This is a genomic window from Pseudomonas sp. PS1(2021) (assembly GCF_020405165.1).
In the GTDB taxonomy this organism is placed as follows: Bacteria; Pseudomonadota; Gammaproteobacteria; order Pseudomonadales; family Pseudomonadaceae; genus Pseudomonas; species Pseudomonas aeruginosa.
In genome coordinates this window covers 174,811-193,388 of record NZ_CP084484.1, presented here as the reverse complement: position 1 = coordinate 193,388, position 18,578 = coordinate 174,811, and the positions used below count along the sequence as shown (strand labels likewise).

Annotated in this window: 18 protein-coding genes; 11 read left to right on the top strand and 7 right to left on the bottom strand. The window is 67.1% G+C overall.

Annotated features, from left to right (window positions below; genetic code table 11):
- Window positions 1–83: 83 nt before the first annotated feature.
- From pheC to apbC, 7 genes are all read right to left on the bottom strand, one after another.
- Window positions 84–890, bottom strand: a complete 807-nt coding sequence (gene pheC / locus LE197_RS00860; RefSeq protein WP_003092003.1) for a cyclohexadienyl dehydratase — start codon at window positions 888–890, stop codon at window positions 84–86.
- Window positions 891–1,044: 154 nt separating this feature from the next.
- The gene (gene rhlI, locus LE197_RS00855; RefSeq protein WP_003111059.1) at window positions 1,045–1,650 is read right to left on the bottom strand and encodes an acyl-homoserine-lactone synthase; all 606 of its coding nucleotides are present in this window, start codon (window positions 1,648–1,650) and stop codon (window positions 1,045–1,047) included.
- Window positions 1,651–1,829: 179 nt separating this feature from the next.
- A complete protein-coding gene (gene rhlR, locus LE197_RS00850; protein ID WP_003119559.1) occupies window positions 1,830–2,555 on the bottom strand; it encodes a transcriptional regulator RhlR in 726 nt (241 codons plus the stop codon).
- 124 nt (window positions 2,556–2,679) lie between these two features.
- Window positions 2,680–3,960 (bottom strand): glycosyltransferase, encoded by a 1,281-nt coding sequence (locus LE197_RS00845; protein WP_023109763.1) that lies wholly within the window; start codon window positions 3,958–3,960, stop codon window positions 2,680–2,682.
- A gap of 65 nt (window positions 3,961–4,025) precedes the next feature.
- Window positions 4,026–4,913: a 3-(3-hydroxydecanoyloxy)decanoate synthase gene (gene rhlA / locus LE197_RS00840; protein WP_003092013.1), complete on the bottom strand. Its 888-nt coding sequence runs from the start codon at window positions 4,911–4,913 to the stop codon at window positions 4,026–4,028.
- A 423-nt stretch (window positions 4,914–5,336) separates the two neighbouring features.
- Window positions 5,337–5,903 carry a dCTP deaminase gene (dcd, locus tag LE197_RS00835; protein ID WP_003092017.1) on the bottom strand — a complete coding sequence of 189 codons (567 nt, stop codon included), beginning with the start codon at window positions 5,901–5,903 and terminating at the stop codon, window positions 5,337–5,339.
- 100 nt (window positions 5,904–6,003) lie between these two features.
- On the bottom strand, window positions 6,004–7,098 hold the full coding sequence (gene apbC / locus LE197_RS00830; RefSeq protein WP_003092020.1) for an iron-sulfur cluster carrier protein ApbC: 1,095 nt from the start codon (window positions 7,096–7,098) through the stop codon (window positions 6,004–6,006).
- Between the two features lie 130 nt (window positions 7,099–7,228).
- Between apbC and metG the strand changes: the two genes are divergently transcribed.
- The 11 genes from metG (at window position 7,229) to nth (ending at window position 18,473) form a co-directional block, all read left to right on the top strand.
- Window positions 7,229–9,262 (top strand): methionine--tRNA ligase, encoded by a 2,034-nt coding sequence (gene metG, locus LE197_RS00825; protein ID WP_012613760.1) that lies wholly within the window; start codon window positions 7,229–7,231, stop codon window positions 9,260–9,262.
- Between the two features lie 33 nt (window positions 9,263–9,295).
- A complete protein-coding gene (locus LE197_RS00820; RefSeq protein ID WP_003117530.1) occupies window positions 9,296–10,096 on the top strand; it encodes a DUF4349 domain-containing protein in 801 nt (266 codons plus the stop codon).
- Window positions 10,097–10,182: 86 nt separating this feature from the next.
- Window positions 10,183–11,409, top strand: a complete 1,227-nt coding sequence (gene tse3, locus LE197_RS00815) for a type VI secretion system effector muramidase Tse3 (protein WP_003092026.1) — start codon at window positions 10,183–10,185, stop codon at window positions 11,407–11,409.
- Window positions 11,406–11,843: a T6SS effector muramidase immunity protein Tsi3 gene (tsi3, locus tag LE197_RS00810; RefSeq protein ID WP_003113900.1), complete on the top strand. Its 438-nt coding sequence runs from the start codon at window positions 11,406–11,408 to the stop codon at window positions 11,841–11,843. Before tse3 ends, tsi3 begins: the two co-directional genes overlap by 4 nt.
- Before the next feature lie 136 nt (window positions 11,844–11,979).
- Window positions 11,980–12,564: an electron transport complex subunit RsxA gene (gene rsxA / locus LE197_RS00805; RefSeq protein ID WP_151155377.1), complete on the top strand. Its 585-nt coding sequence runs from the start codon at window positions 11,980–11,982 to the stop codon at window positions 12,562–12,564.
- Window positions 12,561–13,127, top strand: a complete 567-nt coding sequence (gene rsxB, locus LE197_RS00800; RefSeq protein ID WP_003103780.1) for an electron transport complex subunit RsxB — start codon at window positions 12,561–12,563, stop codon at window positions 13,125–13,127. Before rsxA ends, rsxB begins: the two co-directional genes overlap by 4 nt.
- Window positions 13,124–15,448 (top strand): electron transport complex subunit RsxC, encoded by a 2,325-nt coding sequence (rsxC, locus tag LE197_RS00795; protein ID WP_003112915.1) that lies wholly within the window; start codon window positions 13,124–13,126, stop codon window positions 15,446–15,448. The genes rsxB and rsxC overlap by 4 nt, the downstream gene beginning before the upstream one ends.
- Before the next feature lie 2 nt (window positions 15,449–15,450).
- A complete protein-coding gene (locus tag LE197_RS00790; protein ID WP_151155375.1) occupies window positions 15,451–16,485 on the top strand; it encodes an RnfABCDGE type electron transport complex subunit D in 1,035 nt (344 codons plus the stop codon).
- Window positions 16,485–17,129 (top strand): electron transport complex subunit RsxG, encoded by a 645-nt coding sequence (gene rsxG, locus LE197_RS00785; RefSeq protein WP_023118769.1) that lies wholly within the window; start codon window positions 16,485–16,487, stop codon window positions 17,127–17,129. The genes LE197_RS00790 and rsxG overlap by 1 nt, the downstream gene beginning before the upstream one ends.
- Entirely contained in the window at window positions 17,122–17,838 is a 717-nt protein-coding gene (locus LE197_RS00780; RefSeq protein ID WP_003107418.1) for an electron transport complex subunit E, read from the top strand. The genes rsxG and LE197_RS00780 overlap by 8 nt, the downstream gene beginning before the upstream one ends.
- Window positions 17,835–18,473 carry an endonuclease III gene (gene nth / locus LE197_RS00775; RefSeq protein WP_003092050.1) on the top strand — a complete coding sequence of 213 codons (639 nt, stop codon included), beginning with the start codon at window positions 17,835–17,837 and terminating at the stop codon, window positions 18,471–18,473. The genes LE197_RS00780 and nth overlap by 4 nt, the downstream gene beginning before the upstream one ends.
- Window positions 18,474–18,578 lie beyond the last annotated feature (105 nt).

The window sequence follows — 18,578 nt, the reverse complement described above, 5'->3', positions numbered from 1 at the left end:
CCAGGATGGGGCGCCGACCATAACGTTTTTGCCGCCGCCAAGGAAGGCCGCGCGGGCCCGCGGCCACCCTCGCCGCCCCTGTACTACTTGCCGTGCGCGGTGGGCCAGCGGTATTCGAGCCAGTGCTCCATGCGCTGGCGCAACAAGCCGCTCTGCTCGGCGATGTGCAGCCACTGGTCGACGTAGCGCTTGAAGGCCTCGTCGCGCGGCAGCAGGTAGGCCTTCTCGGCGAAGTCGAAGGGTTGCTGCGGATGCACGGCGCAGAGTTCCGGGTGCAGACGCGACTGCAGGCGGGCCTCGATGGCGTCGGTCATCATCAGGTCGGCCTTGCCGTCGACGATCTGCTGGAAGATCGTCACGTTGTCCGGATGCACCAGGATCCGGGCCTTCTTCAGGTTCGCCCGGGCGAACTTCTCGTTGGTGCCGCCGGGGTTGACGATGGCCGTCACGCCCGGCTGGTCGATCTGCTCCAGGGTCTGGAAACGCGCTTCTTCGCTACAGAGGGTGATCGGCGTCTTGCCGTCGCGCAGGTAGGGAATCGAGAAATACGCCTGGCGCTGGCGCTCCAGGTTGATCGAGATGCCGCTCATGGCGATGTCGAAGCGGTCGTCGGCGAAATCGCGCATCAGGTTCGGCCAACTGGTCGGCACCACTACCAGCTTGGCCCCCAGGCTCTCGGCCAGGCGCTGCGCCATGTCCACGTCGAAACCGGCGTAACCGCCCTCTTCCGTGCGGTAGCTGAAGGGCTTGTAGTCGCCAGTGGTGGCGACGCGCAGCACGCCGCTTTCGAGGATGCGGTCGAGGCGGCTCTCCTGCGCCTGGAGGCTGGCGCTGGCCAGCAGCGCAAGGCAGGCCAGGGCCTGGACGAGATGGCGGAATGACTTCGGCATGGCGACTCCTCGGGATGGCGGACCGCAGAGAGACTACGCAAGTCGGCAGCCGCGGCCAAATCCCGGAATGCAGGGGAACGCCCGATGACGCCGGGGCGCGGGCCGAGCATGCGGCAGGAGAAGCGGAAAAAAGTGCGCGAAACGGCTGACGACCTCACACCGCCATCGACAGCGGTACGCCCTGCAGCCATTCCGGGTGGTAGCGCAGCAGCATCTCCAGGCCGCGCTCCTGGTAGGCCGGGAAGCTGATCGCGACCAGCGTCTCGCCCTTGACCTTCTGCGGCGGGCCGAGGCGCTGGAGGATCACGCCGTTGCGAACGAAATAGCGCTCCATGGCCGTGGTGGTCACCGCCACCACCGAACTGGCGCCCAGGTACCAGGCGCATTGCAGGCTGGACCAGAATATCTTCATCGCCAGTTGCGGATCGTCCGCCGCGCTGGCGGCGTAGCGCGAAAGCTCCCATACCGACGGATCGCTGGGCGGGGTTTCGCTGCACAGGTAGGCGAAGACTTCCTTGAGCAGGTAGGCGTCGGTCGTCGGCAACAGGCGGGCGCAACCGCAGATACCCTGGCGGCCCATGGCGACGATGTAGCGGGTTTGCGGATGGTCGAACTGGTCGAACTCCTGGTCGCGGACCCTGGAGGTGGAGACCACATCCCAGCCCAGCTTCTCGATGAAGACCTGATGCCGGTAGCGTCCCAGCTCGGCGATCATGGCGGCGGAAAGCCCTTCCAGCGATTCAGAGAGCAATTCGATCATGACCAAGTCCCCGTGTCGTGCCGGCCGAGAAAAAAAGGCGGCATCCCTACCCTGATACTCCTGGGCCCTCTCAGTCGGAGGACATACCAGCACACACATGAGGGGGAAGACTAAAGGAGGATGAACGGCAGGCAACCTGCCAGATCTGGTAGGGCGCGCCAGCCGGCGCGCCCTGCGCTTCAGATGAGGCCCAGCGCCGCGGCGTAGGCGGCAGCCAGCGTCTTGTTCGGCGCGTCGAACTTCTTCTGGATGTTCTTGTGGTGGAAGTTCACCGTGCTCTCGGAGATGCTCAGGATGATGGCGATTTCCCCGGAACTCTTGCCGTCGGCGGTCCATTGCAGGATCTCGCGTTCGCGATGGCTCAGGCAGACCGGGTTGGACATCAGCATCGGATGCTCCAGGTCGGTCAGCTTCTGGGTCAGCAACTCGATCATGCAACGCAGCCGCAGGCGTATTTCCTCGCGCTCGAAGCTGGAGATGTTCTGCTGGTCGCGCGCCACGGAAAGCACGCTGAGCAAATTGTTCGGCGCGCGGATCGGCAAGGTCGCGCCGACACAGAGGCCCCAATCGCGAGCCTCGTTCCAGAGCATCCGGCTCTGGTCGAACAGGCTGTCGCTCCAGACCACCATTTCCGAGGAGCGCAGGCCGTTGAGGATCGCCGGATCCACGGCCCCGTAGTTCTGCATCTGGTATCGCTCCAGCCAGGCCTTGGGATAGGTGCCATGGACCTCGGTCTTCGGCCGGGTGAAGGGAATCGTATGGCGCACGCCATAGGCGTAGTAATCGAAGCCCAGGCGCCGCACTTCCTTTTCCAGGACGGCGAACACGCCCTGGCTGTCGTGGATCGGCTGCATCTCGCTACGCAAACCGTCCCACCACAGCAAAAAGCCTCCGTCATTCCTCATTGCAGTAAGCCCTGATCGATAAAATGCATCACAGCAGAATTGGCCCGGGGTATGACGCTGTCAAGCGCGCAGCCTTGCCGATACGGCAAAATCATGGCAACCCTATCTGTTATGCCAGCACCGTTCAGGACGCAGCCTTCAGCCATCGCGCATCCCCCTCCCTATGACAACGTTCGACCACCTGGGCCGCTTTACCGCAAGCGATACTGTGCGGTTGTGACAATTCCATGAAACGCCGACAGGCCGCCGCCATGGCCGGGTCCTCGAGCAAGCGCCACAGCGCCCCGCGCAACTCCTGCTCGCGCAATGGCACGCCCAGGCGCATCCCGCAGCCGAGCCGGACCAGCCGTTCGGCATTGTCGAACTGGTCGTGGGCGCAGGGCAGCAGCACCTGCGGCACCCCCGCCGCCAAGGCCAGGCTCATGGCGCCGATACCGCCCGGATGGACCAGCCCGGCGCACGATGGCAGCAAGGCTCCCAGTGGCGCGTAGGCGCGCTGCAGCACGTGATTCGGCAAGCCGCGCAGCGGTTCCTGGCCGGCGCCGGTGAGGAAGATCCCACGCGCGCCAAGGCGTTCCAGCGCGCGCAGGGCCATGGCGTAGAAGTCGCCCTGCAGGTGTTCGGTCGAGCCCTGGGTGAACACCAGCGGCCGGTTGCCCTGATCGAGAAAGCGTTGCAGTTCGTCGTCGAGCGGGGTTCCCGGGATACTGCCGTCGAACAGCGGGAAGCCGGTCATGTGCAGGGGTTGCGGCCAATCCTGCTGGGGTGGCGCGAACCAGGCCGGGAACAGGCAGACCACGCCCTGCGGCGAATGCATCCATTGGGTGAAGATGCGCTTCACCGGCGTTTCCAGGCCGACCTTGCGGCGCACCGCGTTGATCTCCGGCGCGCAGGTGCGATCCAGCTTGAAGCGCTCGATGCAGCGCCAGAGCAGCTTGCGCATCGCCAGCGGCATCTGCTCGGGTACGTTGAACTTGGGGTGTACCGGCGGCAGGTGCGCCGACAACAGGGTCGATGGCGAGACCTGCGCGGACAGGTAGGGAATCCCGTACTTCTCGTGAGCGATGCGTGCGCCCAGCGCCCAGAGCGAGCCGACCACCACGATGTCGTCATGGCGCTGCGCCGAGACGTACTCGTAGACCGGCTCGATCATCCCGGCGATGGCTTGCCAGAGCACGCCGAAGGACGTCTTGGGGTCCCACAGGCGCGGATCGCCCATGGTCCGGCGGTAGGTCAGTTCGTCGCTCAGCGGGACGAACGCGATGCCGTGCTGCTCCACCGCGTCGCGAAACACCGGGATGGTGCAGAGGCTCACGCGGTGCCCGCGCAATTTCAGGGTCCGGGCCAAGCCGATGAAGGGAAATACGTCGCCGGCCGAGCCGATGGCGATGAGGATGGCGTGCATGGGGCTACTCCGTGCGTTATGCAACCGCAAAGCCCGGCCAGGCCGGGTCTTCGCAGGTCAAGGGTTCAGGCGTAGCCGATGGCCATCTCGTGGAATCCCGCCGCGCGTTCCGCCCGCTGCGGCTCCGGTTGCTTCAGCAGGTGCTCGAGCAGGGCGCGGTGCACGCGTACCGCGGCCAGCTTGGACTCCAGGTCGAGGAAATGCCCGGTGCCCTCCACCCGCGAGAAACTGCAGTGCGGCAGGTAGTCGCGGAACTGGCGGGCGTCCTCGGCGGTGGTGTATTCGTCCCAGCTGCCGTTGATGAAATGCACGTGGCTCTGGATCCGCTCCAGGCAAGCCAGGTAGCCCCGATCGTTGAGCGCCAGCACCTGGTCGATGTGAAAGCGCGCCTGCTCGTATTCGCCGGTGGCCAGCGAAGCCATGTGCTGATGGTTGCTGGCTTTCAGGCGCGGCGGCAGGTATTTGCCGACGGTCTCGTTGAGCAGATGGCCGATCGCCGACTTGTCGTCCAGCTCGATCAGCGCCTGCGCCCGCCCGACGTAGTCGAGCATCGCCTGGTTCAGTCCAGGGGCGAATGCCATCACCACCGAGCTGCGGATGCCGCGCGGATTGCGCGACAGCGCCAGCAGCGTGGAGATACCGCCCCAGGACGCGGAGACCAGGTGATTGACCTCGAAGCGCTCGATCAGCGCCAGGAGGATTTCCACCTCGTCGTCCTTGGTGATCAACCCGCGCTGCGGGTTGTGCTGACGCGACTGCCCGGCGAAGGGCAGGTCGAACAGCACCACGTTGAAATGTTCGGCCAGGCACTTGCAGGTCCGGGCGAACGAGGCGGTGGTCGCCATCGCGCCGTTGACCAGCATCACCGTGCTGCGCCCGGGATCCTGCCCAACGCGCTCGACATGTACCCGCAGGCCCTTGCAAACCGATACCAACAGACTTTCGCGCCGCATTTCACACCTCCCAAAAATTTTCGAACAGGCAAACAGCTATCGCTGCCACGGGTATCCCGGCATTACGTAGAGTTCGTTCTTGTTGTTCGAACGGCAGACAAGTAACTCAGCGGCCATCCGCGCGGACCAGCCACGGCGGATGCGTACCCCTTCAGGCGAGGGGCTTGTGTGGGTCTTGCAGATCGGCCTGCGCAAACGATTGGCGTCCGTGTTCACGCGTAGCCGATGAACACTTTTTAGCCAATTCGAAAGCTAACGGTAACTGCCAGATTTCACAGGACGGGCGGCCGCCTGCGCATAAGCCCCTGCCCGCCCGCGATAAGGCGTGCCAGAGCGGCCGGCGGGGAACAGCGAGGGGTTGGCGGAAAAGGCATGAAAAAAACGGGCGCCAGGCCCGGTTTCCGGTGTCGAAACGCTCTGGCGTCAGGCTTTTGGCAGGGTCACGCCGCGCTGGCCCTGGTATTTGCCGCCACGGTCCTTATAGGACACTTCGCAGGCCTCGTCGGATTGCAGGAAGAGCATCTGCGCCACGCCTTCGTTGGCGTAGATCTTCGCCGGCAGGTTGGTGGTATTGGAGAACTCGAGGGTCACATGGCCTTCCCACTCCGGCTCCAGCGGGGTGACGTTGACGATGATGCCGCAACGCGCGTAGGTGCTCTTGCCCAGGCAGATGGTCAGGACGTCGCGCGGGATGCGGAAGTACTCGACGGTGCGCGCCAGGGCGAAGGAGTTCGGCGGGATGATGCAGACGTCGCTGTTGATGTCGACGAAGCTTTTCTCGTCGAAGTTCTTCGGATCGACCACCGCCGAATGGATGTTGGTGAACACCTTGAATTCGGCGGCGCAGCGCACGTCGTAGCCGTAGCTGGACACCCCGTAGGAAATCACCCGGCTGTCGTCCGCGCCGCGCACCTGGCGCTCGACGAACGGCTCGATCATGCCGTGCTCCTGAGCCATGCGGCGAATCCACTTGTCCGATTTGATGGTCATGGAGGGTGTCCTGTCGAAAGCTGCGAAAAATGATCGCGAATCTTACCGGGGCCGCCGCCCCAGGGCAAAGGCAGCCGTCGCCGACGGCTGCCCGAGCGCCTCAGTCGTCGCTGATGCTGATGTTCGGCAGGCCGACGCTGGCCCGCTCGCTGAGAACGATGCGCGCGCCGACATGGCGGGCGATTTCCTGGTAGAGCATCGCCAGTTGGCTTTCCGGGTCGGCGATCACCGTCGGCCGGCCGCTGTCGGCCTGGGTGCGGATGGCGATCGACAGCGGCATGGACGCCAGCAGCTCGACGCCGAACTGCGCCGCCAGCTTCTCGCCGCCGCCCTCGCCGAACAGGTGCTCGGCATGGCCGCAGTTGGAGCAGATATGCACCGCCATGTTCTCCACCACGCCGAGCACCGGGATGTTCACCTTGCGGAACATCTCCACGCCCTTCTTCGCGTCGAGCAGCGCCAGGTCCTGCGGGGTGGTGACGATCACCGCGCCGGCCACCGGCACCTTCTGCGCCAGGGTCAGCTGGATGTCGCCGGTGCCCGGCGGCATGTCCACCACCAGGTAGTCGAGGTTGTCCCAGGCGGTCTGGGTGATCAGTTGGATCAGGGCACCGGAGACCATCGGCCCGCGCCAGACCACCGGCGTGCTGTCGTCGGTGAGGAAGGCCATCGACATCACCTGCACCCCGTGCGCCTCCAGGGGCTCGAACCACTTCTGCTCACGGACCTTCGGCCGGGTGCCTTCCGGCAGGCCGAACATGATGCCCTGGCTGGGTCCGTAGATGTCCGCGTCGAGGATGCCCACCCGCGCACCCTCGCGGGCCAAGGCCAGGGCCAGGTTGGCGGCGGTGGTGGACTTGCCGACGCCGCCCTTGCCGGAAGCCACCGCGACGATGTTCTTCACGTTGCCCATCACCTCGACCTGCGGCTGTGCCTTGTGCGGCTGGATCACGCAGTCGACCCGGACCTCGGCGCGAGCGACGCCGTCGAGCGCCTCCAGGGCCATTTGCAGGGTTTGCGCCAGGCCGTTCCTGAACAGCCCGGCGGCGTACCCCAGTTCCAGGCGCACCCGCACGCGGTCGCCCTGGATCTCCACCTCGCGCAGGCAGCCGGCGCTGACGGGGTCCTGGTTCAGATAGGGGTCCTGGTACTGGCGGAGGGTGGCTTCCACCGTTTGGCGAGTGATAGCGGACATGGGGGATTTCCTGAGGGTTAAGCGGGGAATCGATGCCGGTCATCCTACCCGAGTGGCGCGCGGATGAAAAAAAACCGCCGCTTCTTTATAGTGACCGATCCGTTTAGCTCTCAGCCGATAAGCCGAACCCATGTCCGAACCACGCAAGATCCTCGTTACCAGCGCCCTCCCCTACGCCAACGGTTCCATTCACCTGGGACACATGCTGGAGTACATCCAGACGGACATGTGGGTGCGCTTCCAGAAGATGCGTGGCAACCAGGCCGTCTACGTCTGCGCCGACGACGCCCACGGTTCGGCGATCATGCTCCGCGCCGAGCGCGAGGGCATCACCTCCGAGCAACTGATCGACGCCGTGCGCGCCGAGCACATGGGCGACTTCGCCGACTTCCTGGTGGACTTCGACAACTACCACTCGACCCACTCGGAAGAGAACCGCGAGCTGTCCAGCGCGATCTACCTGAAACTGCGCGACGCCGGGCACATCGACACCCGCCCGGTGACCCAGTACTTCGACCCGGAAAAGCAGATGTTCCTGGCCGACCGCTTCATCAAGGGCACCTGCCCGAAGTGCGGCACCGCCGACCAGTACGGCGACAACTGCGAGGCCTGCGGCGCGACCTACGCCCCGACCGAACTGAAGGACCCGAAATCGGCGATCTCCGGCGCCACCCCGGTGCTCAAGGAATCGCTGCACTACTTCTTCAAGCTGCCGGACTTCGAGGCCATGCTCAAGCAATGGACCCGCAGCGGCGCCCTTCAGGAGTCGGTGGCCAACAAGCTCGCCGAATGGCTGGACAGCGGCCTCCAGCAGTGGGACATCTCGCGTGACGCGCCGTACTTCGGCTTCGAGATTCCCGACGCTCCCGGCAAGTACTTCTACGTCTGGCTGGACGCGCCGATCGGCTACATGGCCAGCTTCAAGAACCTCTGCGCGCGGCGTCCCGAGCTGGACTTCGACGCGTTCTGGGGCAAGGACTCCAGCGCCGAGCTGTACCACTTCATCGGCAAGGACATCGTCAACTTCCACGCGCTGTTCTGGCCGGCCATGCTCGAAGGCGCCGGCTACCGCAAGCCGACCGCGCTGAACGTGCACGGCTACCTGACCGTGAACGGCCAGAAGATGTCCAAGTCGCGCGGCACCTTCGTCAAGGCGCGCACCTACCTCGACCACCTGGACCCGGAATACCTGCGCTACTACTACGCGTCCAAGCTCGGCCGCGGCGTCGAGGACCTCGACCTGAACCTCGAGGACTTCGTGCAGAAGGTCAACTCCGACCTGGTCGGCAAGGTCGTCAACATCGCCAGCCGCTGCGCCGGCTTCATCCACAAGGGCAACGCCGGCGTGCTGGTCGGCGCCGATCCGGCGCCGGAGCTGCTCGCCGCCTTCCGCGAGGCCGCCCCGGGAATCGCCGAGGCCTATGAGGCCCGCGACTTCAATCGCGCCATGCGCGAGATCATGGCCCTCGCCGACCGCGCCAACGCCTGGATCGCCGAACAGGCGCCCTGGGCGCTGGCCAAGCAGGAAGGCCAGCAGGACAAGGTCCAGGCCGTCTGCGGCCTGGGCATCAACCTGTTCCGCCAGTTGGTGATCTTCCTCAAGCCGGTGCTGCCGAAGCTGGCCGCCGCCGCCGAAGCCTTCCTCAACGTCGCCCCGCTGACCTGGGCCGACCACCGGACCCTGCTGGCCAACCACCAGTTGAACCCGTTCCAGCCCCTGATGACCCGTATCGAGCCCGCGAAAGTAGAAGCCATGATCGAAGCCTCCAAGGAAGACCTCGCCGCCGCATCCCAACCCGCCGGCAACGGCGAGCTGGTCAAGGAACCCATCGCCGCGGAGATCGACTTCGACGCTTTCGCCGCGGTCGACCTGCGCATCGCCCTGATCGAGAAGTGCGAATTCGTCGAAGGCGCCGACAAGCTGCTGCGCCTGTCGCTGGACATCGGCGACGCGAAGCGTAACGTGTTCTCCGGGATCAAGAGCGCATATCCCGACCCGAGTGCCCTGGAAGGCCGCCTGACGCTCTATGTGGCCAACCTGGCGCCGCGCAAGATGAAGTTCGGGGTGTCCGAGGGCATGGTCCTGGCCGCCGGCCCGGGTGGCGAGGAGATCTACCTGCTGAGTCCGGACAGCGGCGCCAAGCCGGGCCAGCGCGTCAAGTAACGCAGACCACGAAGCCACGGAGGGCTCGATAGAATGAACGCATGGAAGCTTGCCGCCGGCGTCCTGCTGGCGGCGCTCTACGGATGCTCCGCCGAACACGCCGAAAGCGTCTCCGGCAATGCCGGTTTCCAGGGCGAGACGGGCAAACCCGGCACCGCCCTCGCCTACGAACACCGCGTCGGCATCCGCCTTCCCGCCGCGCGTATCGACGCGCAACTCGCCGCCAGCCGCGACGCCTGCAACAGCGAGCGCTTCGGCCAGTGCGACGTGCTCGCCATCGAACAACGCGGCGGTATCGGCCATTACGCCGAACTCACCGTGCGCATCGTCCCGGACGGCGTGGAGAAGCTGGTCGCGGCCGCTGCCGAGGGCGGCACGCTGGAAAGCCGGCAGACCCGCGCCGAGGACCTGGCCCAGGCGGTCGCCGACACCCGCCAGCAACGCGAGCGCCTGCAACGCGAGTACCAGACCCTGCAGCAATACCAGGGGCGCAAGGACATGAGCGTCGGCGACCTGCTGGCCCTGGCCAAGGAAATCGCCGCGGTGGAAGCCCAACTGGCCGACAACGCCCAGGCCGGCGCCCAGCAGCAGCGGCGCATCGCTACCAACCTGCTGACCCTGAGCTTCAGCAGCGAGGCGCAGCCGGACAGCCGCCTCGGCCAGCTCGCCACGGCCGCCGGGCAACTGCTCGACGACCTTGTCGATGGCACCATCGCCGCAATGAAGTTCTTCGCCTACAGCCTGCCGTTCCTCGTCGTGCTGCTGCCGCTGGGCCTGTTGCTGCGCGGCCTGTGGCGCTGGCTGCGGCGGCCCGGCAAGAACGAGGCGCGCTGAGCCCAGGCATACGGGCGGACCGGGAGGGTCCGCTCTTTCGCCCAGGACCGCCTGACGGGCCTGGCAACTCACAAGGAGGAAGACCGATGACCGCCACCAGCGACCTGATCGAGTCACTGATTTCCTATAGCTGGGACGACTGGCAGGTGACCCGCCAGGAAGCCCGCCGGGTGATCGCCGCGATCCGCAACGACAACGTGCCCGATGCGACCATCGCCGCACTCGACAAGAGCGGCTCGCTGATCAAGCTGTTCCAGCGGGTGGGCCCGCCGGAACTGGCGCGCTCGCTGATCGCCAGCATCGCCGGGCGCACCACCATGCAGCGCTACCAGGCACGCAATGCCTTGATCCGCAGCCTGATCAACAATCCCCTGGGCACCCAGACCGACAACTGGATCTACTTCCCCACCATCACCTTCTTCGACATCTGCGCCGACCTCGCCGACGCCGCTGGCCGCCTGGGCTTCGCCGCGGCCGGCGCCACCGGGGTGGCCAGCCAGGCGATCCAGGGTCCGTTCAGCGGGGTCGGCGCCACCGGCGTCAATCCGACCGACCTGCCGTCCATTGCCTTCGGCGACCAGCTCAAGCTGCTCAACAAGGACCCGGCGACCGTCACCAAGTACAGCAACCCGCTCGGCGACCTGGGCGCCTACCTGAGCCAGCTTTCGCCGCAAGACAAGCTGAACCAGGCACAGACGCTGGTCGGCCAGCCGATCAGCACGCTGTTCCCCGACGCCTATCCGGGCAACCCGCCGTCGCGGGCCAAGGTCATGTCCGCGGCCGCGCGCAAATACGACCTGACGCCGCAACTGATCGGCGCGATCATCCTCGCCGAGCAGCGTGACCAGACCCGCGACGAAGACGCCAAGGACTATCAGGCGGCAGTCAGCATCAAGAGCGCCAACACCTCCATCGGCCTCGGACAGGTGGTGGTCTCCACCGCGATCAAGTACGAGCTGTTCACCGACCTGCTCGGCCAGCCGGTGCGCCGCGGTCTGTCGCGCAAGGCGGTCGCCACCCTGCTGGCTTCCGACGAATTCAACATCTTCGCCACCGCCCGTTACATCCGCTACGTCGCCAACCTCGCGTCGCAACAGGACCTGCGCAAGTTGCCGAAGACCCGCGGCGCATTTCCCTCCATCGATCTCCGCGCCTACGCCGGCAATCCGCGCAACTGGCCGCGGGACAATGTCCGCGCGCTGGCCTCGGAATACACCTCGCGGCCCTGGGACGACAACCTGTCGCCGGGCTGGCCGATGTTCGTCGACGATGCCTACGCCACCTTCCTCGACCCTGGAATGAGGTTCCCATGAAGACAGTCGCCCTGATTCTCGCCAGCCTCGCCCTGCTGGCCTGCACCGCGGAGTCCGGGGTGGACTTCGACAAGACCCTGACCCACCCGAACGGCCTGGTGGTGGAGCGCCCCGTCGGCTTCGACGCGCGGCGCAGCGCCGAGGGCTTCCGCTTCGACGAAGGCGGCAAGCTGCGCAACCCACGCCAACTGGAGGTCCAGCGCCAGGACGCGCCGCCCCCGCCCGACCTGGCGAGCAGGCGCCTGGGCGACGGCGAGGCGCGCTACAAGGTAGAGGAAGACGACGGCGGCTCCGCAGGCAGCGAATACCGCCTGTGGGCAGCCAAGCCGGCGGGCGCGCGGTGGATCGTGGTCAGCGCCAGCGAGCAGAGCGAGGATGGCGAACCGACCTTCGCCCTGGCCTGGGCGCTGCTGGAGCGGGCCAGGTTGCAGTGAGCGCGACCCCGGGAGACGCAACGGCAGTCCGTCTCCCGGTCTTTCGTACGTGTTTGCGCTAGCCTTGCAGGGCAATCCCACCCGATAATAGGGGATTTCCCCCGACGGCCCCGGCCCTGCAACGAATGCTTCGCGTATGACTGAACTCGCCCTGATCCTGGTCAGCGCCATCCTGGTCAACAACTTTGTCCTGGTGCAGTTCCTCGGCCTGTGCCCGTTCATGGGCGTGTCGCGGAAGATCGAGACGGCCATCGGCCTGTCCCTCGCCACCACCTTCGTCCTGACCCTGGCGGCGATGTGCAGCCATATCCTGCAACGCTACATGCTGCGCCCGCTGGACCTGGAGTACCTGCGCACCATCGGCTTCATCCTGGTGATCGCGGTGGTGGTGCAGTTCACCGAGATGCTGGTGAAGAAGACCAGCCCGCTGCTGTACCGGGTGCTCGGCATCTTCCTGCCGCTGATCACCACCAATTGCATCGTCCTCGGCGTCGCCCTGCTCAACGCCAACAAGGCTGAATACGGCTTCCTCCAGGCCACTACCCAGGGCTTCGGCGCCGGGCTGGGCTTTTCCCTGGTGCTGGTGCTGTTCGCCGCCCTGCGCGAGCGCATCGCCATCGCCGACGTGCCGGCGCCGTTCCGCGGCGCGGCCATCGGCATGATCACCGCCGGCCTGATGTCGCTGGCGTTCATGGGCTTCAGCGGGTTGGTCCGGCCATGAACGGCGTGTTCCTGGCGATCGGCGCGCTGCTGCCGATCTGCCTGGCCGGCGGTGCGCTGCTCGGCTATGCGGCGGTGCGCTTCCGCGTCCAGGGCGATCCGGTCGCCGAGCAGGTCAACGCCCTGTTGCCGCAGACCCAGTGCGGCCAGTGTGGCTACCCCGGCTGCAAGCCCTACGCCGAGGCGATCGCCGCCGGCGACAAGATCAACAAGTGCCCGCCGGGCGGCGAAGCGACCATCCGCGCCCTCGCCGACCTGCTCGACCTGGAGCCCGAGCCGCTCGACGCCGCCGAGGAAACCCCGCCGCGGGTAGCCTACATCCGCGAGGCCGAATGCATCGGCTGCACCAAGTGCATCCAGGCCTGCCCGGTGGACGCCATCGTCGGCGCCGCACGGTTGATGCACACGGTGATCGCCGACGAATGCACCGGTTGCGACCTGTGCCTGGAGCCCTGTCCGGTGGACTGCATCGAGATGCGCGAGATACCGGACGACGTGCGCCACTGGAAATGGCCGCAGCCGTCGCCGCGACTGATCGCCAGCGACCGGGAGCGAGCGGCATGAGCGCCCTGCACGCCTTCCCCGGCGGCCTCTGCCTGCCGGCCAACAAGGAGCGCTCCACCGCCCTGCCGATCCAGCAGGCGCCGCTGGCGCAGCGCTACATCGTGCCGCTCGGCCAGCACATCGGCGCGCCGGCGCGGCCTTGCGTGGAAGTCGGCCAGGCCGTACTCAAGGGCCAGACCATCGCCCTCCCGGACGGCACCGTCAGCGCCGCGCTGCATGCCCCGACCTCGGGTACCGTGGTGGCGATCGGCGCACACCCCTATCCGCATGCCTCCGGTCTTCCCGCGCCGGCCATCGTCATCGCCAGCGACGGCCTGGAGCGCTGGACCGAGCTGCATCCCTGCCCGGACTTCCGCGCCGAAAGTCCGCTGGCGTTGCTCGAACGCATCCGCGCGGCCGGCATCGGCGGTCTCGGCGGCGCCGGCTTCCCCACCGCGGCCAAGCTCGCCGCGCGCCCGGCGGAAAAGATCCATACGCTGGTGGTGAACGGCGCCGAATGCGAGCCCTACATCAGCGCCGACGACCTGCTCATGCGCGAGCGCGCCACGCAGGTGCTGGGCGGCATCGATATCCTGGTGCAGATCCTGTGCCCCGAAGAGGTGCTGGTCGGCATCGAGGACGACAAACCGGAAGCCATCGCCGCCCTCGGCGCCGCCCTCGGTGAACGGCCCTATCGCATCGTCGCCCTGCCGACCCGCTATCCCTCGGGCGGCGAGCGCCAGCTGATCCAGTTGCTCACCGGCAGGGAAGTCCCGGCGGACGGCCTGCCGGCGGACATCGGCATCCTGTGCCAGAACGTCGGCACCCTGGCCGCCGTGCACGATGCCGTCGTCCTCGGTCGGCCGCTGATCTCGCGGATCACTACCCTCGCCGGCGGCGCCCTGGAGCGGCCGATGAACGTCGAGGCGCTGATCGGTACGCCGGTACACGAGTTGCTGGCGTTCGCCGGCCTCGCCGAGGGACGCCTGGAACGCGTGCTGATGGGCGGGCCGATGATGGGCTTCGCCCTGCCCGATCTCTCGGTGCCGCTGATCAAGACCTGCAACTGCCTGCTCGCCGGCGATGCCACGGAGCTGCCGGAACCAGTGCCGGCCATGCCCTGTATCCGCTGCGGCGACTGCGCCCAGGTCTGCCCCGTCAGCCTGCTGCCACAACAACTGCATTTCTTCGCCCTGGGCGACGAGCACGAGCAATTGCTCGCCCACAACCTGTTCGATTGCATCGAATGCGGCGCCTGCGCCTACGTCTGCCCGTCGAGCATTCCCCTGGTGCAGTACTACCGCGCGTCCAAGGCGGAGATCCGCGAGCAGCGGCAGAAGTTGCTGAAGGCCGAACAATCCCGTGAGCGTTTCGAGCAACGCCAGGCTCGCCTGCGCCGCGACGAGGAGCGCCGGGCCGCAGAACGCGCCCAACGCGCGGAGAAGGCTGCGCTGGCGCGCGCCGCCCAGGCCGAGCGCGAGGAAGCCGCCCCCGCCACGGCGGTCGACCCGGTGCAGGCGGCGATCGAGCGGGCCAGGGCGCGCAAGCAGGCCGGTAGCGGCAGCGAACGGCTGAAACGGCTGAAGATCGAAGCGAGCATGGCGCGGGTGGCCCTGAAGAAGGCCGAGAAACAGTTGCTCAGCCACGACACCCCGGAACAGCATGGCCTGGTCGCGGAACTGCGCGCCGCCGCCGAGGCCGCCGACAAGGCCCTGGCCGATGCCGAAGCCAGCCTGCCGCGCGACCTACCCAGCGCACCGCCTGCCGCGCTCGACGACGAAGCCGAACTGAAGAAGGCCAAGGCCCAGGCCGCCATGGCCCGCGCCCAGCTCAAGCGCTCGGAAAAGGCCTTCGGCGAAGCGCCCGGCGCCGAGCAGCGGGCGACCCTCGACGAACTGCGCGCCGAGGTCGAGCGTTGCGAAGCCACCCTGGCCCGCCTCGAGCGTCACGCGCCGAAGCCCGCGGCGCCCGGCGACGACGGCCAGGCGGCGCTGAAGCGGGCGAAGATCGCTCTGGTCGGCAAGCGCGCGGCCTTGAAGAAGGCCGAGCAGGCCGGGGTGATGGACAGCGAGCTGGAACGCCTGCGCGGCGAGCTGCAAGCCGCCGAGCGCGACCTGCATGCCGCCGAGGACGCCTGCGGCAAGCCGGCGCCGGAGCTGGTGCGGATCGACAAGCGCCCGGTCGACCCGCGCATCCGCGAGCTGAAGACCGAGCTGGCCTACGCCCGCGCCGCCCTGAAGAAGCTCGAACGCCTGGCGAACGCCGACGCCGCCGCACTCGCCGCCGCCCGCGCGCGCCTGAGCGCCGCCGAGCGCGCCCTGACCGAACACGGCACGGAGTGACCATGGCCCTGCCCCGCCCCACCTCGCCCCACGCCCGCGGCTCCAACCGTACCCCGGCGATCATGCGCCTGGTGCTCGGCGCCTGCGTCCCCGGCCTGCTGACGCTGACCTGGCTGTACGGCCCGGGCACCCTGCTCAACCTGGCCTGGGCCAGCCTCGTCGCGCTGGCCTGCGAAGCCGCCATGCTGGCCCTGCGCAAACGTCCGCCGGTGGTGTTCCTCAAGGACGGCAGCGCGCTGGTCACCGCCCTGTTGCTGGCCGTCGCCCTGCCGCCCTACGCCCCCTGGTGGCTGACCCTGGTGGCGACCTTCTTCGCCCTGGTGTTCGGCAAGCACCTGTACGGCGGCCTCGGACAGAACCCGTTCAACCCGGCGATGCTCGGCTACGTCGTGGCGCTGGTCTCGTTTCCCCTGGAAATGACCCGCTGGCCCTCGCCGGACAGCGCCCTCGGCCTGCCCGACAGCCTCCGCGAATTCCTCGGCCTCGCTAGCCGGCCGGACGCCTGGGCCCACGCCACCGCCCTCGACGTGCTGAAGACCGACCGCAGCCTGACCGTCGATGAGCTGTTCGCCGGCAACCCGGCCTTCGGCCACCTCGGTAGCGCCGGCAGCGAGTGGGTCAACCTGGCGTTCCTCCTCGGCGGCCTGTTCCTGCTCTGGCGCCGGCTGTTCACCTGGCACGCGCCGCTGGGCATGCTCACCGGCCTGTTCGCCATGAGCCTGCTGTTCTGGAATGGTTCCGGCTCCGATTCCCATGGCTCGCCACTGTTCCATCTGTTCAGCGGGGCGACCATGCTCGGCGCCTTCTTCATCGTCACCGACCCGGTGTCCGGCGCCACCAGCAATCGCGGGCGGCTGGTCTTCGGCCTCGGCGTCGGCGTCCTCACCTACGTCATCCGCACCTGGGGCGGCTATCCCGATGGCGTGGCGTTCGCCGTGCTGCTGATGAACCTGGCGGCGCCGACCATCGACTACTACACCCGGCCGCGCACCTACGGCCATCGCAAGGCCGAGCGCGGCTTCAAGGCAGGCGACTGATGGACGCCGCGACTCGCCGTTCGATGCTGCGCAACGCCCTCCTGCTCGGGCTCTTCGCCCTGGTCGGGGTGGGCCTGGTGGCCCTGGTGCAGCAATTCACAGAAGCGCGCATCGCCGAAGCCCAGCGCGAGGCGCGCGGCCGCGCCCTGCTGGAACTGCTGCCGCCGGGCAGCTACGACAACCATCCGCTGGACAGCCAGGTGCCAACTTTCGCGCCGAAGCTGCTCGGCCTGGATGCGCCGCGTCCGGCCTATGTCGCCCGCCTGCACGGCCAGGCCAGCGCAGTCATCCTCCAGGCCAGCGCGCCGGATGGCTACAGCGGCGCCATCCAGCTACTGGTCGGGGTCACCGCCCAGGGCCGGCTGCTCGGCGTGCGGGTCGTCGCGCACAAGGAAACCCCCGGCCTCGGCGACCGCATCGAACTGGCCAAGAGTCCCTGGGTGCACGGTTTCGACGGCAAGGGCCTGGGCGATCCGGCGGACGCCGGCTGGGCGGTGAAGAAGGACGGCGGTACGTTCGACCAGTTCGTCGGCGCCACCGTCACCCCGCGCGCCGTGGTCCGCGCCGTGCACAAGGCGCTGCGCTACTTCGACGCCAACCGCGAACGCCTGCTCGCCCCCGAAGAGGCTGCCGGACATGAGTGAACAAGATTTCCGCGAGATCGCCCGCAACGGCCTGTGGCGCAACAACCCGGGCCTGGTCCAGTTGCTCGGCCTGTGCCCGCTGCTGGGCACCAGCAACTCGACGGTCAACGCCCTCGGCCTGGGCCTGGCCACCATGCTCGTGCTGGCCTGCTCCAATGCCGCGGTATCGTTGGTGCGCGGCGCGGTGAGCGAGGCGATCCGGCTGCCGGCGTTCGTCATGATCATCGCCGTGCTGACCACCTGCATCGAACTGCTGATGCAGGCCTGGACCTACGAGCTGTACCAGGTCCTCGGCATCTTCATCCCGCTGATCACCACCAACTGCGTGATCCTCGGTCGCGCCGAGGCCTTCGCGGCGAAGAACGGCGTGCTGCGCGCCAGCTTCGACGGACTGCTGATGGGCCTCGGCTTCGCCCTGGTCCTGCTGGTCCTCGGCGGCCTGCGCGAGCTGCTCGGCCAGGGTACCCTGCTGGCCGACATGCACTTGCTGTTCGGCCCGGCGGCGGCGGACTGGAAGATCCAGCCGTTCCCGCAGTACCAGGGCTTCCTGCTGGCGATCCTGCCGCCGGGCGCGTTCATCATGCTCGGCCTGCTGATCGCCCTGAAGAACCGTATCGATGAAAGCCTGGCGGAACGCGCCAAGGTGCAGGCGGGCGACGTACCCGCCACCCAGCGCCAGCGCGTCCGCGTCACCGGAGTGATTGAATGAATGCCGCCAAGCGCGCGGAGATCTTCCGCCGACTGCACGAAGACAACCCCGAGCCAAGGACCGAACTGGCCTACACCACCCCCTTCGAACTGCTCATCGCGGTGATCCTCTCCGCCCAGGCCACCGACGTCGGGGTGAACAAGGCTACCGCCCGCCTCTATCCGGTGGCCAACACCCCCGAGGCGATCCACGCCCTCGGCGTCGAGGGGCTGTCGGAGTACATCAAGACCATCGGCCTCTACAACAGCAAGGCGAAGAACGTCATCGAAACCTGCCGCATCCTCATCGAAAAGCACGGCGGCCAGGTCCCCGACAACCGCGAGGACCTCGAAGCCCTGCCCGGGGTTGGCCGCAAGACCGCCAACGTGGTGCTCAACACCGCCTTCCGGCAACTGGCCATGGCGGTGGACACGCATATCTTCCGCGTCGCCAACCGCACCGGCATAGCACCGGGAAAGAACGTTCTGGAAGTGGAGAAGAAACTGCTGAAGTTCGTGCCGCGCGAGTACCTGCTCGATGCCCACCACTGGCTGATCCTGCATGGCCGCTACGTCTGCAAGGCGCGCAAGCCGCAATGCGGAAGCTGCCGGATCGAGGACCTGTGCGAATACAAGCACAAGACTTCAGACGATTGATCAACTATTCGAAATCCTATCTTTACGATTGAAAAAATCTTTTTTACCAGCCACGGCTTTGTCGCTATAAGGTGCGCCATTACCACCCCATAAGTTGGAGTGAAT